The following is a 13,163-nucleotide window of genomic DNA, read 5'->3' on the forward strand; positions in this document are numbered from 1 at the left end:
TTGGCCCATTGGGAGCCGAGGAAGCGGTAAGCACCGATCAGCGACTGAACGAAGACCTGCTTACGAGCGGTCGCCAGATCAGCACTGCTCTCGCGCGGCACCCCATTCGGCGCCCCCGGCTGCCGGCCGTTTCGTGAACCATCTGGCATACGCATTGTATTTGCCGGCTAATGCTGCCGCTGCACCCATGCCGCTGCTGGTGATGATGCACGGCTGCCAGCAATCGGCCGAAGACTTGGCGCAAGGCACGCGCGTCAACTTGCTGGCCGACCAATACGGCTTTGCAGTCTTGTACCCGGAGCAGTCGAAAACTGCGCATGTGCATCGTTGCTGGCACTGGTACGAGGAATCGGCGGTATCGGGCGGTGGCGAGGCGGCGTCGGTCGTTTCGCTCGTGCGTGAAATCGTCGCGCAGCACGACGTGGACAGCGAACGCATCTACCTCGCTGGAATGTCGGCCGGGGCGGGGCTTGCGGCCATGCTCGCGGTCAAATATCCGTCGGTTTTCGCGGCAGTGGGACTGCACTCCGGCGTGGTATTCGGCGCTGCGAAATCCGGCATCGATGCAATGGACATCATGCGGCGGGGCTCACGCAAAGACCCGGTAGCGCTGATTGACGCAGCCGCCGATGTTGCCCGCTATCCCGGCATGCCGACCGTGATCGTTCATGGCGAGCTGGATTCTGTGGTTTCGAAGGTCAACGCCGAGCAACTGACGGCGGAATTCCTTCGTCTGAATCGCTTTACCGATGCCACCGGCGCGTGGCGCAGCGGCGAGCGCCGTGAAGAGACGCAACCCGACGGCGTGTTCACGGAATACGTGAAAAACGGTCGGCGCATGATGCGGACGTGCATTGTGCGCGGCCTCGGGCATGCCTGGAGCGGCGGCGACGACACCGTGCCGTTCCATTCGGCGAAAGGTCCGGATGCTTCAGCCATGCTCTGGGAATTTTTCAAGCATCAGCGACGCGTGCAGGCAACGGTTCAGGACGAGACGCTCGCCTAGGGCGAGTGTTGTAAAAAAGTCTTTTGTTTCAATACGTTCTTTTGAATACTTGCCCATGACTAGGGATTACCCTATACTTCGTTCAAGCACTAGGTAATTACCCCTATATCACCAAGCGAGGTTCACCATGTATCTGCTCAGCCGCCTCTTCCTGTTCCTGACGAAATCCGCCGACCAGCGTGACAAGGAGCGTAACGACGCTTATCTGGCCGAAGCCACGGACATTTACGACCTCGAATACCGCATGAAGAAGCTGGATCGTCGCGCATCAGCACGTCATCCTTCGTGGCTCGCGCAGTAATTCGACCGTCGTAAGAAGTACATGCAGGGCTCGGTACGCCGAAAACGGCGTCTATCGAGGCAAAAAAATGCCGGCGCTCGTGGCCGGCATTTTTGCGTTCTGGCGCTGTAGCACTCAGGCCAGCTTGACGCGCACGTCCACGTTACCGCGCGTTGCGTTCGAGTACGGGCAGACCTGGTGCGCGGTATCGACCAGTGTTTGAGCATCGGCCGCGTCCATTCCTGGCAACGAAACACGCAGCTCAATATCCAGTGCGAAACCGCCCTTGTCATTCGGGCCCACGCCAACATCCGCGGAAACGGTTGTATCGGCGGGAATGGTCTTCTTCTGCTGACCGGCAACAAACTTCATCGCGCTCAGGAAACAGGCCGAATAGCCGGCCGCAAACAGCTGCTCGGGGTTCGTGCCCTCGGCACCCGCGCCGCCCAATTCTTTCGGCGCACTCAACTTCACATCCAGATTCTTGTCCGACGATACCGCCCGGCCATCGCGACCACCCGTGCTCGTTGCGTGTGCAGTGTAAAGGACGCTCATGCTCTTCTCCTGTTCAATGGTTGCCGCTCGGCGGCAGAAAAGGTTTTTGGAACTGCGCTAACCACGGACATAAATATAGCGCGCTAATCATTAGTGTGCAAATTAAATTGGCGCGCGGAGCGATTGTTATTTGCTATCGCTATGTTAAGTCTCGTTGTGTTCCATCAGAGATGAACGCAATTGCATGAGTTCGTCGCGCAATTTGAGCAGGCGGTCAGCGTCGGAGCCGGCCGCACAGTAGATCTCGCCGGGAATGCCTCGAATCGATTTGTTGAGCGCGCGGCCTTCATCGGTGAGATGAATGTGAACCTGCCGTTCGTCCTCCGTGCTGCGCACCCGTTTCACGAACCCTTGTGCTTCGAGCCGCTTAAGCAAGGGCGTCATGGTCGCTGAATCCAGACTCAGCCGTTCGGCCATCTGCTTGACGGTCAGCGCGTCGCCTTCCCAGAGCACGAGCATCGTCAGGTACTGGGGATAGGTCAGTCCGACCTTTTCCAGCAACGGCTTGTAGGTCTTTGTCATCGCGAGCGAAGTGGAGTAGAGCGCGAAGCAAAGCTGGGCGTCGAGTTCAAGCGGAATGTGCGGAGCAGAAGTCATGGCGATCGGTTTACTGCGCTTTTGGGACGATACATAACGATACTGCACGCGAATCGTTAGTGCACGAAGCAAATGAAAAAGAGCGAAAAAAACGCCGGTGACCTCGACAGTTACCGGCGTTTTTTTTACGCGTCGATGCGTTTCAGGCTGTGGGTCCCGACAGATCGGGAATGTCGTCGGCCGGGTCTTCCGACTGCAGGCCGAAGCAGCCGCGGTAAGTCGCGTAAAACGAGCAATACAACGCCGTGGTGACCAGGATGGACGCCGGCATCAGTACGGCCAGCGCCATTTCCTGCCCGACGCCTAATACCTGCATCAATGCGCTCAGTCCAAACGATACCGCCAGCGCCACGCCAATCCACAGCGCGCCATACAGTACAAACGCCCCGCGATTGCGCCAGCAGCCGATAAAGCTGAAAAACAGTGCCTTGGCCGGCGGGACGTCGTGCCATGCGACGAGAATCGGCGCAAACCAGAACAGCATGGCGACCGGGACGTAGCACGCCATCGCAACCAGGACCGCGAGCGGATTGAAGCTTGCCGCAATGGTTTCGGGGTCGCCGGCCGGCCCATTGCCGATCATCAGGTTGAGCAGCACGCCGTCATCGACGAGCGCCGACAAGGCAAACACCACGCCCATCGCGACGACATACACCACGCCCAGCACGAGCAGCCGCCGGGCGACGATCTGCCCGTACGAGCGGAAACCATCGACCAGCACGGTCGGCCAAACCGGTTTTTTGGCGATGGTGTTGCGGCAAGCGGCCATGAATCCCACCGCGACGCCCGGGATCAGCAGGAGCGGCAGCACCGGGCCGACCACGGGCAGCCGCGAGATCAACGTCATGGCGAACAAATAGGCGAAGAACACCGTGAGAAACGCGAGGGGATTCCGGCGAAACAGCCAGACGCCCTGGCGGAACCATACATAACCGGTTTTAGCGGGGACTTCGATCAAATGCATTGATTAATTACCGTCGGCGGGAGGGGGCGCAGTTTTGATGCGCTCGCGCAAAATGCGTTCGAAGTGGCCAGGATCATGCGGTTTGAGCATTTCGGCTTCGCGCGGCCGATAAAAGTCGTATAGGCGCGATACCCAGAAGCGCAAGGCGCCCGCGCGCAGCATGTCGCTCCAATGGTGCTCTTCGGCCGGCGTGAACGGACGCACCGTCTGATACGCGCGCAACAGCGCGTCGGTACGCGCGGTATCGAGTGCGCCGGTAGCGAGATCGACACACCAGTCGTTCACGCAGACGGCGACATCGAAAAGCCATTTGTCGTTGCCGGCAAAATAAAAGTCGAAAAAGCCGCCAAGACGCGTTTCGTCTGCCGTGGGATGCGCGAACAACACGTTGTCGCGGAACAGGTCGCAGTGGCACGGGCCTTCGGGCATGGCAGTGTATTCAGCCGATGCAAAAAAGGCCGCCTGATGCACGAGTTCATTGGTAATCAGCGCGCGCTGCTCGGCGGTGAGGTGCGGCAGCACAGCCGGTACGTTGTCCTGCCACCATGCAAGGCTGCGCAGATTTGGCTGATATGTGGCGAAATCACGCCCCGCGAGATGAAGCCGCGCCAGCATGTGGCCCACTTCGATGCAGTGCGCCGGACCCGGCGACAACTCCGGCGCGCCATCGAGTTTCGTCACGACAGTGGCCGGCTTGCCGTTAAGCGTGCCAAACAACGCGCCATCGCGACGCGGCATGGGGTCCGGAACGGGCACCGCATGTGACGCCAGATGCCGCATCAGATCGAGATAAAACGGCAATTGCGTGGCCGTCAGATTTTCGAAGAGGGTGAGGACGTACGCGCCGCGCGTGGTCGTCAGGAAGAAGTTGCTGTTCTCGATACCGGATGCAATGCCACGGAAATCGGTGACTTCGCCGAGTTCGTAGTTCTGGAGCCAGTCGGTAAGCTGGGAATCGGAGACAGCAGTGAATACGGCCATGCGGGAGAACGTCGGTGAAGTTGAAGGGCGCGCGGACCGGCGTACGGATCAGTGGCGGGGACAGCGGCGAACGCCGGGCATAGGCTTGAACGCAGCCCGGCGGTCATGAAAGCTCAGTAGGTCAGGTTCCACGACGGCAGGCGCGTGCTTGCCTTGCCGTTGTCGCGCACGGTCGGCGACGTGTCCGCAGGCGCACTCATCTGATAACGCGTGCCGAAATTCGAACGCACGTTGATTTCAACGGGTTTGCCCTTGTCGCGGTATTCGGTGATCTCGGTGCCGTTCGTGCTCGTCTCGTGATAGCTCGGCAGGCGCGGCGGCGAGATTTCCACTTTCGAGCTGGCTTCCGCGGCCGGGCGGTTGATCGCCTTCAGGTCGGGCAAGCCGGCATTCTCTTCAGGCGACATGACGTGCGCCGGAGTTGCATCCGTCGCGGGCGCCGGCTGAGCGGGCAGGCTCTGCGCGTGAGCACTGATGCTGGCTGCGGCAATAACAGCCGCGATGGCGACAGATTGAAGCGACTTCATGATGTTTCTCCAGATGAGTCCCCGAATTTTAGCAAAACGCACCAGCTTGAGGGACGTTAAGGGGGAATTGAACCCTCGCAAAAGCCTTATTTTGCGCTGGTTTCAAATAAAGCACGGCGTTGTGAGGCGATGTGTTGAAGAAACGCATCGGCGGGAGGTGTGTTCATGGACGTGTTGTTCTTCCGTGTTAATGTCGATTCATCACAAGAGCGCATGAAGAACATGACAAACGACCGGACTCAAGCCACCCATTCCACTCCCGCCAGCAACTTCCCCACGGAATCGTTCGATGACCCCGTGGCAGCGGTTGCGCGGGTATCGGCCATCTATGAAGCCAACACCGGTTTCCTGCGCGACGCCTTTGCGCGCTATCGGAAAAACGAGCCATTTTCGCATCGCGTGCGTGCGTGTTATCCGTTCGTGCGCGTGCGCACCGAGTTGAATACGCAGATCGATTCACGTCGATCGTACGGCTTCGTCGCGGGGCCGGGGATCTTCGAAACCACGCTGACGCGGCCGGATATGTTCGGCGATTACTATCGCGAGCAATTGCGGCTGCTTGCCAAGAACCATCATGTCGGGATCGAAGTGGGGGTGTCGGCGCAGCCCATTCCCATTCACTTCGCGTTTGCCGAAGGCATTCACCTGGAAGGCGACCTGGATCGCGACAGGCTGCTCGCCATGCGTAACATCTTCGATATGCCCGATCTCGCGCTGCTCGACGACCGAATCGTGAACGGCACGTACGAACCGGGTCCGGGCGAGCCGCATCCGCTCGCGCTGTTCACGGCGGCGCGCGTGGATTTCTCGTTGCATCGGCTGAAGCACTACACCGCGACGTCGCCCACGCATGTGCAAAACTACGTGCTTTATACGAACTACCAGTTTTATATCGATGAATTCGTGAAGCTCGGCCGCAAGATCATGTCCAAAACGGACGATGAAGAAACGCGGAAATACCGCAGCGAATACACATCGTTCGTCGAACCGGGCGATGTGATTACGGGTAATGAAAACCTGGGCGGCGTACAGGAAGAGCCCCAAGGCGTCGCGCCCGCGCGTCTGCCGCAAATGCCGGCGTATCACCTGAAACGCGCCGATGGCAGCGGCATCACGATGATCAACATTGGCGTAGGGCCATCGAACGCGAAGACGATCACGGACCACATTGCCGTGCTGCGTCCGCATGCGTGGATCATGCTCGGGCATTGCGCGGGATTGCGGAACACGCAGCGCCTGGGCGACTACGTGCTCGCGCACGGTTATGTGCGCGAGGACCATGTGCTCGATGCCGACTTGCCATTATGGATTCCGATTCCCGCCTTGGCCGAAGTCCAGGTCGCGCTCGAGAAAGCCGTGGCGCAAGTGACCAAGCTCGAAGGCGTGGACCTGAAGCATGTGATGCGTACCGGCACGGTCGCGAGCGTGGATAACCGCAACTGGGAATTGCGCGATCACCGCGAGCCGGTGCAGCGCCTATCGCAAAGCCGCGCCATTGCGCTGGATATGGAAAGCGCGACCATCGCGGCGAATGGATTCAGGTTTCGCGTGCCATACGGAACGCTGCTCTGCGTCTCCGACAAACCCCTGCACGGCGAACTGAAACTGCCCGGCATGGCGGACCAGTTTTACCGCGCGCAAGTGGATCAGCATTTGCAGATCGGCGTGATGGCCATGGAGTTGCTGCGCATGAACGGGCTGTCGAAGTTGCATAGCCGGAAGTTGCGCGGCTTTGCCGAGGTGGCATTCCAGTAACGCAAAAAGCGGCTCCCGAAGGAGCCGCTTTCAACCTGCCAGGCCTTCAAAGATAGAACATCCGGTCTTCGTCGGACTTCCCTTCGGCGGGCTGTTCTTCCGCGGTCTCACGATCTTCGTAGAACTGCAGCACCGCTTCGAGCACCTGGTCCGGATCGTCGATAACCTGCATCAAGTCCAGATCCTTTTCGCTGATCACGCCGGTCGGAACCAGTGTGTTGCGGAACCACGAGAGCAGGCCTTCCCAGAACTCGGCGCCCACCAGCACGATGGGCACGTGCCGCGACTTCTTCGTCTGGATCAGCGTGAGCACTTCGGCCATTTCGTCGAGCGTGCCGAACCCGCCGGGCATGACGACCACCGCGTCCGAATTCTTCACGAACGTGACCTTGCGCGTGAAGAAGTGACGGAACCGCAGCGAGATATCTTGCCACTGGTTGCCCGACTGCTCGTGCGGCAACTCGATGTTCAAACCGACCGACGGCGACTTGCCCGCATGTGCGCCCTTGTTCGCGGCTTCCATGATGCCGGGACCGCCGCCGGAGATAACGGCGAAGCCCGCGTCAGAAAATTTCTGCGCGATTTCTATGGTGAGCTTGTAGTACGGCGACTCAGGTTTCAGGCGCGCCGAACCATAGATGCTGATGGCAGGGCGGATCTCGGAGAGGTACTCGGTCGCCTCGATAAACTCTGCCATAATCGTGAACATCTGCCACGATGCGCGAGCCTTCTTGGCCGTCGCGCGCTCTTGATCTGCGAGCGATCGCAGACTCGGAATCACTTTTCTTTTGTTCATAATGCCTGAAGAACTTAATCTTGAAGGTAAGACCCTGCTATTGGTCGACGGATCCAGCTATCTGTATCGGGCCTACCACGCCATGCCGGATCTGCGCGGGCCGGATGGCGGACCGACAGGCGCGTTGTACGGAATGATCAACATGCTGCGGCGCCTGCGGAAGGACATCAATGCAGAGTATAGCGCGTGCGTATTCGACGCCAAGGGCAAGACATTTCGCGACGACTGGTACGCGGATTACAAGGCAAACCGGCCATCCATGCCCGATGACCTCTCGAAGCAGATAGAACCCATCCACGAGACCGTTCGGGCGCTCGGCTGGCCGCTCGTGATGATCGAAGGCGTGGAGGCCGACGACGTCATCGGTACGCTTGCAGTGGCCGCCGAAAAGCGCGGCATGAAGGTTATCGTGTCGACGGGCGACAAGGATCTGGCGCAGCTTGTGACGGATCATGTCACCCTCATCAATACGATGTCCAACGAGACGCTCGATCGCGCCGGGGTGCTGAATAAGTTCGGCGTGCCGCCGGAGCGGATCGTCGACTATCTCTCGCTCATCGGCGATACGGTCGATAACGTACCGGGTGTCGAGAAGTGCGGGCCGAAGACGGCGCTGAAGTGGCTCACACAATACGACACCCTCGATGGCATCGTGGCACACGCGAGCGAAATCAAAGGTGCGGTGGGAGACAATCTGCGCAAGGCTCTCGACTTCCTTCCCATGGCCAGAAAGCTCGTTACCGTACATACGGAATGTGATCTGGCGGCGCAGATCGCGTCTCTCGAGGAAACGTTGCCTTCACGGCCCGAAGCGCGCGACGAATTGCGCGATCTCTTTACGCGCCACGGCTTCAAGACGTGGTTGCGCGAAGTCGAGATCGCCGACGCCGTGGAAGGTCCCACGGATACACCGCCTGCGTCCGCCACGGAAATGGAACGGCATTACGAAACGGTGCAGACATGGGAACAATTCGACGAATGGCTTGCCCGGATCAACGCTGCTGAGCTAACGTCCTTCGATACGGAAACCACCGCCCTCGATCCCATGCTCGCGCAGCTCGTGGGATTGTCGGTATCGGTCGAACCGGGACGTGCGGCCTATATCCCTGTTGCGCATCGCGGGCCGGATTCGCCTTTGCAATTGCCGCGTGACGAAGTCCTGCAGAAACTGAAATCGTGGCTGGAAGATCCATCGAAGAAGAAAGTGGGACAGCACCTCAAATACGATGAACAAGTGCTCGCGAACTACGGCATCGAGTTGAATGGCGTCGAGCACGACACGTTGTTGCAGTCCTATGTGATCGAATCGCACAGGCCGCACGACATGGACAATCTCGCGTTGCGGCATCTCGGCGCGAAAACCATCAAGTATGAAGAGGTGGCGGGCAAGGGCGCGTCGCAGATCGGCTTCGACGAAGTCGCGCTCGATCAGGCCGCGCCCTACGCTGCCGAAGACGCCGACATCACGTTGCGGCTGCATCAGGCGCTTTATCCGCAACTTGTCGACGAAGCGCAATTGCTGAAGGTGTATCGCGATATTGAAATGCCTACGGCGCGCGTGTTGCGCAAGATGGAGCGCAATGGCGTACTGATCGACGGCGAGTTGCTGCGCGTGCAAAGCGGGCAGATTGCGACGCGTCTGATCCAGCTCGAAGCTGAAGCGTACATGCTCGCGGGCGGCGAATTCAATCTTGGATCGCCCAAGCAGATCGGGCAGATTTTCTTCGAGAAGCTGCAATTGCCGGTGGTCAAGAAGACGCCGAGCGGCGCGCCTTCCACCGACGAAGAAGTGCTGCAAAAGCTCGCCGAAGACTATCCGTTGCCGAAGATCCTGCTCGAACATCGCGGTTTGTCGAAGCTCAAGTCGACTTATACGGACAAGTTGCCACGCATGGTCAACGCGAAGACCGGCCGCGTGCATACGAACTACGCGCAGGCCGTTGCGGTGACGGGGCGTTTGTCATCGAATGAGCCGAACTTGCAGAACATTCCGGTGCGTACCGCCGAAGGCCGGCGCATTCGCGAAGCATTCATTGCGCCGCCGGGAAGCAAGATCGTGTCGGCGGATTATTCGCAAATCGAGCTGCGGATCATGGCGCATATCTCCGGCGATCCCTCGCTCATGCGCTCCTTCGCCGAGGGCGAGGACGTGCATCGTGCGACGGCCTCCGAGATTTTCGGCGTGACGCCCATCGAGGTTTCGAACGATCAGCGGCGCATCGCGAAGGTCATCAACTTTGGCTTGATCTATGGCATGAGCGCGTTTGGACTGGCATCGAATATCGGCATCTCGCGTGATGCGGCGAAGCTTTATATCGACAAGTATTTCCAGCGCTATCCAGGCGTTGCCAACTACATGGACGAGACCCGCACGAAGGCGAAGCGCGATGGTTTTGTGGAGACGGTGTTCGGGCGCCGTCTGTGGTTGCCCGAGATCAACGGCGGCAGCGGACCGCGCCGGCAGGGCGCCGAACGCGCGGCAATCAACGCACCCATGCAGGGTACGGCCGCCGACCTGATCAAGCTGTCGATGATCGCGGTGCAGGACTGGCTGGAAGCATCGAAGATCGAAACGAAGATGATCATGCAGGTCCACGATGAACTCGTGCTCGAAGTGCCCGAAGCCGAGCTGCCGGAAGTGCGCAAGCGTCTGCCGGAACTCATGTGCGGCGTCGCGAAGCTGAAGGTGCCGCTCGTCGCCGAAGTCGGCGTGGGGAACAACTGGGAAGAAGCGCATTGAGCGAGTCTCAACGGCGCCATATGGGAGGTTAGATGCATCGTTTCATCATCGTCGGCGGCGGGGCGGGTGGGCTGGAACTGGCCACGCGCCTGGGCGACAAGCTCGGCAGCGCCGATGGCAAGCGCACGGCGCGTGCGCAGGTGACGCTCATCGACAGGAATTCCACGCATATCTGGAAGCCGTTGTTGCATGAAGTCGCGGCTGGCAGCCTCGATCCGTTCTCGCAGGAATTGTCGTATGCGGCGCAGGCGCGCTGGCATGGATTCGAGTTTCAGCAGGGCGATCTGTTGGGCGTCGACCGGACGGCAAGAAAGGTCACGCTGGGGCCGCTTCTCGACGACGAAGCCGGCGAACTCCTGCCGCAACGCGATCTCGAGTACGACACGCTGGTCGTGGCGATCGGCAGCACGACAGCGTTTTTCGGCGTGCAGGGCGCGCAGGAGAATTCACTCGCGCTCGATACGGTCGACCAGGCCGAGCTGTTCCGCAAACGGCTGATTGCTGCGTGCATTCGCGCGGAATATCGGGCGCCTGATCCGGCTACCCTCACTTCTGTCGACGCCGCTACAAGGGCACCGCGGATCCAGGTCGCGATTGTGGGCGGCGGTGCGACGGGCGTGGAGTTATCGGCGGAATTGCGCAATACGGCGCAGGTACTGCACGCTTACGGACTGCACAAACTCGACCCGAAAAACGATATCGGCATTGTGTTGATCGAAGCCGGTCCGCGCATCTTGCCCGCGCTGCCCGAGCGCGTCTCCACGGCGACAGCCGAATTGCTGGAAAAGCTCGGCGTCAGGCTGATGACCGGCGAGACCGTGGCCGAAGTGTCGCGGGACTCCATCCGCACGGCGAGCGGCAAGACCATCGCGGCGGATCTGACGGTGTGGGCGGCGGGGATTCGCGCGCCGGCCGTGCTTTCCAAGCTCGATGGCCTCACGACCAACCGTCTTGGCCAGCTCATCGTGCGTCGTACGCTGCAAACAGAAATCGATGACAACGTGTTCGCCCTCGGCGATTGCGCCGCGTGCGCTTGGCCGGGCGGCGAGAAAGAAGGGCGCAACGTGCCGCCACGTGCGCAAGCCGCGCATCAGCAAGCGAGCTTCTTGCTGAAGTCGTTCGAGCGCCGGCTGGAGGACAAGCCGTTGCCGGACTACACGTATCGCGATTTCGGTTCGCTTGTGTCGCTTGGGCATTTCAGCGCGGTCGGCAGTCTGATGGGCGGTTTGATCGGTGGGAACATGCTGATCGAGGGGCTCTTCGCGCGGTTCATGTACCAGTCGCTTTACCGCATGCACATTGCCGCGCTGCACGGCTGGGCACGCATGGCGCTCGATACCGTCGCGCACTGGCTGCGCCGCTCCACCGTGCCGCGCGTCAAGCTGCACTGATGCTTCGCGTGGATATGAGCAAGCGTCGTAAAGCTGTTTAGAATGGGCGGCACGCTTTGGAAGCGGTTTCGTTCAAGGCGCGGTCGTAGTCAAGGTCCTTGCCGTGTCTCACCGTCCGGCGCTTCAACCGGGCAGCGAGGCTCACCCGTTCTGGATGGTCCGGTGCGCTGCAGCACGGCGCCGGCCGCCCCTTCGCGGCCCCATGCCGCTGGAGCTTTGCATGCTTACGCCTGAAATCGACAGCCTCGTTCCGCATGTCCCGTTCAACCGGCGCACGTTCATCAAGGCGGCTGTCGGCAGCGGTTTTGCCGCCTGTGTCTTGCCGGTTTCCGCGCAAACCATCATCACCGACAGCAACGGTCTCGAAGCCGGCCCCGTAGGGTTCAAGGCCGCCGACGGCACGCTCGTGCCCGCGTACCGGGCGCAACCGCTGGGCAAGACGCACTTGCCGGTGATCATCGTAATTCACGAGATCTTTGGCGTGCACGAACATATCGCCGATGTCTGCCGCCGCTTCGCCAAGCTCGGTTATCTCGCCGTGGCGCCGGATCTCTACGTGCGTGAAGGCGACGCGTCCAAATATCCGTCCATGCAGCAGCTCAACGATCAGCTCGTCTCGAAGGTTCCGGATGACCAGGTGCTGTCGGATATCGATTCGACCGTGGCATGGGCGGGCGAGCATGGCGGCGACCTGAATCGGCTCGGGATCACGGGTTTCTGCTGGGGCGGCCGGATCACGTGGCTCTATGCTGAGCGCAATCCGCGCATCAAGGCAGCGGTCGCGTGGTATGGACGTGTGGTCGGCGCGAAGACTGCGAACAATCCCGCGAATCCGCTCGACCTTGCCGCGAATCTGAAGGCGCCGGTCCTAGGTCTTTACGGCAAGCTCGATCAAAGCATTCCGCAGGACACGCTCGCGCAGATGAAAGAGGCGATTGCGACCGGCCCGGCAGTGGCGCGCGGCTCGCAATTCGTGGTCTACGATGACGCGCCGCATGCGTTCTTCGCGGATTACCGGCCGAGTTACCGGAAAGCCGATGCCGAAGATGGCTGGAAGCGCGCGCTCGCGTGGTTCAAGGAACACGGCGTCAAGTAACGCCCGGGGGCGGCCGGAGTTCTTATGCCGCCGCGCCGGTCGCCACGGGCCGAGAAGCGTCCGAGCTCCATTCGCTCCACGATCCCGGATACAGCGCCGCGCCGTGCAAGCCGGCGATTTCCAGTGCCAGGGCGTTGTGGCAGGCAGTGACGCCTGATCCGCACTGCAGCACCACCCGATCCGGCTGCGTTGCGCCGAGCAGCGCGCCGAACGTCTCGCGCAATTCATGGGCGGTCTTGAAGCGGCCGTCCGCGTTCAGGTTGTCCTTGAAAAAGCGATTCAGCGCGCCGGGAATATGACCGCCGACGGCATCGAGCGTCTCGTTTTCCCCGCGATACCGGTCGGCTGCGCGGGCATCGATCACCACGCGCTCGCGCGTATCGATATTGCGCAAGACCCCGTCTGCATCGATGGTCACCGACAGCGGCGCGCCCGCCTTGAACGTTCCCGCCGATGTGGCCGGCGCCGCCGATTA

At 60.6% G+C, this 13,163-nt stretch carries 12 protein-coding genes and 1 pseudogene; 6 read left to right on the forward strand and 7 right to left on the reverse strand.

Translation table 11 applies throughout. The annotated features are described in order from the left end of the window. Positions 1–7: 7 nt before the first annotated feature. Both ACRXB1_RS16455 and ACRXB1_RS16460 read left to right on the forward strand, forming a co-directional pair. Positions 8–1,006, forward strand: a complete 999-nt coding sequence (locus ACRXB1_RS16455; RefSeq protein ID WP_449492584.1) for an extracellular catalytic domain type 1 short-chain-length polyhydroxyalkanoate depolymerase — start codon at positions 8–10, stop codon at positions 1,004–1,006. Between the two features lie 127 nt (positions 1,007–1,133). Continuing rightward, a complete protein-coding gene (locus ACRXB1_RS16460) occupies positions 1,134–1,307 on the forward strand; it encodes a DUF3563 family protein (RefSeq protein ID WP_069638402.1) in 174 nt (57 codons plus the stop codon). Between the two features lie 114 nt (positions 1,308–1,421). Here the strand turns inward: ACRXB1_RS16460 and ACRXB1_RS16465 are convergent, their stop codons facing one another. From ACRXB1_RS16465 to ACRXB1_RS16485, 5 genes are all read right to left on the reverse strand, one after another. Next, positions 1,422–1,841: an organic hydroperoxide resistance protein gene (locus tag ACRXB1_RS16465; RefSeq protein WP_062002500.1), complete on the reverse strand. Its 420-nt coding sequence runs from the start codon at positions 1,839–1,841 to the stop codon at positions 1,422–1,424. A gap of 144 nt (positions 1,842–1,985) precedes the next feature. Then, positions 1,986–2,438 (reverse strand): MarR family winged helix-turn-helix transcriptional regulator, encoded by a 453-nt coding sequence (locus tag ACRXB1_RS16470; RefSeq protein WP_174363728.1) that lies wholly within the window; start codon positions 2,436–2,438, stop codon positions 1,986–1,988. 142 nt (positions 2,439–2,580) lie between these two features. Continuing rightward, a complete protein-coding gene (locus tag ACRXB1_RS16475) occupies positions 2,581–3,402 on the reverse strand; it encodes a BPSS1780 family membrane protein (protein ID WP_449492581.1) in 822 nt (273 codons plus the stop codon). Between the two features lie 3 nt (positions 3,403–3,405). Further along, positions 3,406–4,383: a homoserine kinase gene (locus ACRXB1_RS16480; RefSeq protein ID WP_449492582.1), complete on the reverse strand. Its 978-nt coding sequence runs from the start codon at positions 4,381–4,383 to the stop codon at positions 3,406–3,408. A 113-nt stretch (positions 4,384–4,496) separates the two neighbouring features. After that, complete coding sequence (locus tag ACRXB1_RS16485; RefSeq protein ID WP_062002503.1) at positions 4,497–4,910, reverse strand: hypothetical protein; 414 nt, start codon at positions 4,908–4,910, stop codon at positions 4,497–4,499. Between the two features lie 222 nt (positions 4,911–5,132). Between ACRXB1_RS16485 and ACRXB1_RS16490 the strand changes: the two genes are divergently transcribed. Then, positions 5,133–6,665: an AMP nucleosidase gene (locus ACRXB1_RS16490; RefSeq protein WP_062172617.1), complete on the forward strand. Its 1,533-nt coding sequence runs from the start codon at positions 5,133–5,135 to the stop codon at positions 6,663–6,665. A 46-nt stretch (positions 6,666–6,711) separates the two neighbouring features. On the opposite strand, the gene ACRXB1_RS16495 is transcribed toward ACRXB1_RS16490, so the two are convergent. Next, on the reverse strand, positions 6,712–7,461 hold the full coding sequence (locus tag ACRXB1_RS16495; protein WP_062002504.1) for an LOG family protein: 750 nt from the start codon (positions 7,459–7,461) through the stop codon (positions 6,712–6,714). A gap of 1 nt (position 7,462) precedes the next feature. On the opposite strand from ACRXB1_RS16495, the gene polA reads away from it, so the two are divergent. The 3 genes from polA (at position 7,463) to ACRXB1_RS16510 (ending at position 12,688) form a co-directional block, all read left to right on the forward strand. Continuing rightward, complete coding sequence (gene polA / locus ACRXB1_RS16500; protein WP_449492583.1) at positions 7,463–10,201, forward strand: DNA polymerase I; 2,739 nt, start codon at positions 7,463–7,465, stop codon at positions 10,199–10,201. 32 nt (positions 10,202–10,233) lie between these two features. Then, positions 10,234–11,592 carry an NAD(P)/FAD-dependent oxidoreductase gene (locus ACRXB1_RS16505; RefSeq protein ID WP_062172137.1) on the forward strand — a complete coding sequence of 453 codons (1,359 nt, stop codon included), beginning with the start codon at positions 10,234–10,236 and terminating at the stop codon, positions 11,590–11,592. Positions 11,593–11,812: 220 nt separating this feature from the next. Next, positions 11,813–12,688: a dienelactone hydrolase family protein gene (locus ACRXB1_RS16510; protein ID WP_062172139.1), complete on the forward strand. Its 876-nt coding sequence runs from the start codon at positions 11,813–11,815 to the stop codon at positions 12,686–12,688. A gap of 22 nt (positions 12,689–12,710) precedes the next feature. Here the strand turns inward: ACRXB1_RS16510 and ACRXB1_RS16515 are convergent. After that, positions 12,711–13,151 (reverse strand): annotated as a pseudogene (locus ACRXB1_RS16515) (sulfurtransferase); the annotation flags it as partial. Positions 13,152–13,163: the final 12 nt, after the last annotated feature.

The organism is Caballeronia sp. M23-90, assembly GCF_053574605.1.

Coding starts and splice junctions, on each gene's coding strand:
- ACRXB1_RS16460 (WP_069638402.1), top strand. CDS start 1,134: ATGTATCTGCTCAGCCGCCTCTTCCTGTTCCTGACGAAATCCGCCGAC.
- ACRXB1_RS16465 (WP_062002500.1), bottom strand. CDS start 1,841: ATGAGCGTCCTTTACACTGCACACGCAACGAGCACGGGTGGTCGCGAT.
- ACRXB1_RS16470 (WP_174363728.1), bottom strand. CDS start 2,438: ATGACTTCTGCTCCGCACATTCCGCTTGAACTCGACGCCCAGCTTTGC.
- ACRXB1_RS16475 (WP_449492581.1), bottom strand. CDS start 3,402: ATGCATTTGATCGAAGTCCCCGCTAAAACCGGTTATGTATGGTTCCGC.
- ACRXB1_RS16480 (WP_449492582.1), bottom strand. CDS start 4,383: ATGGCCGTATTCACTGCTGTCTCCGATTCCCAGCTTACCGACTGGCTC.
- ACRXB1_RS16485 (WP_062002503.1), bottom strand. CDS start 4,910: ATGAAGTCGCTTCAATCTGTCGCCATCGCGGCTGTTATTGCCGCAGCC.
- ACRXB1_RS16490 (WP_062172617.1), top strand. CDS start 5,133: ATGACAAACGACCGGACTCAAGCCACCCATTCCACTCCCGCCAGCAAC.
- ACRXB1_RS16495 (WP_062002504.1), bottom strand. CDS start 7,461: ATGAACAAAAGAAAAGTGATTCCGAGTCTGCGATCGCTCGCAGATCAA.
- polA (WP_449492583.1), top strand. CDS start 7,463: ATGCCTGAAGAACTTAATCTTGAAGGTAAGACCCTGCTATTGGTCGAC.
- ACRXB1_RS16505 (WP_062172137.1), top strand. CDS start 10,234: ATGCATCGTTTCATCATCGTCGGCGGCGGGGCGGGTGGGCTGGAACTG.
- ACRXB1_RS16510 (WP_062172139.1), top strand. CDS start 11,813: ATGCTTACGCCTGAAATCGACAGCCTCGTTCCGCATGTCCCGTTCAAC.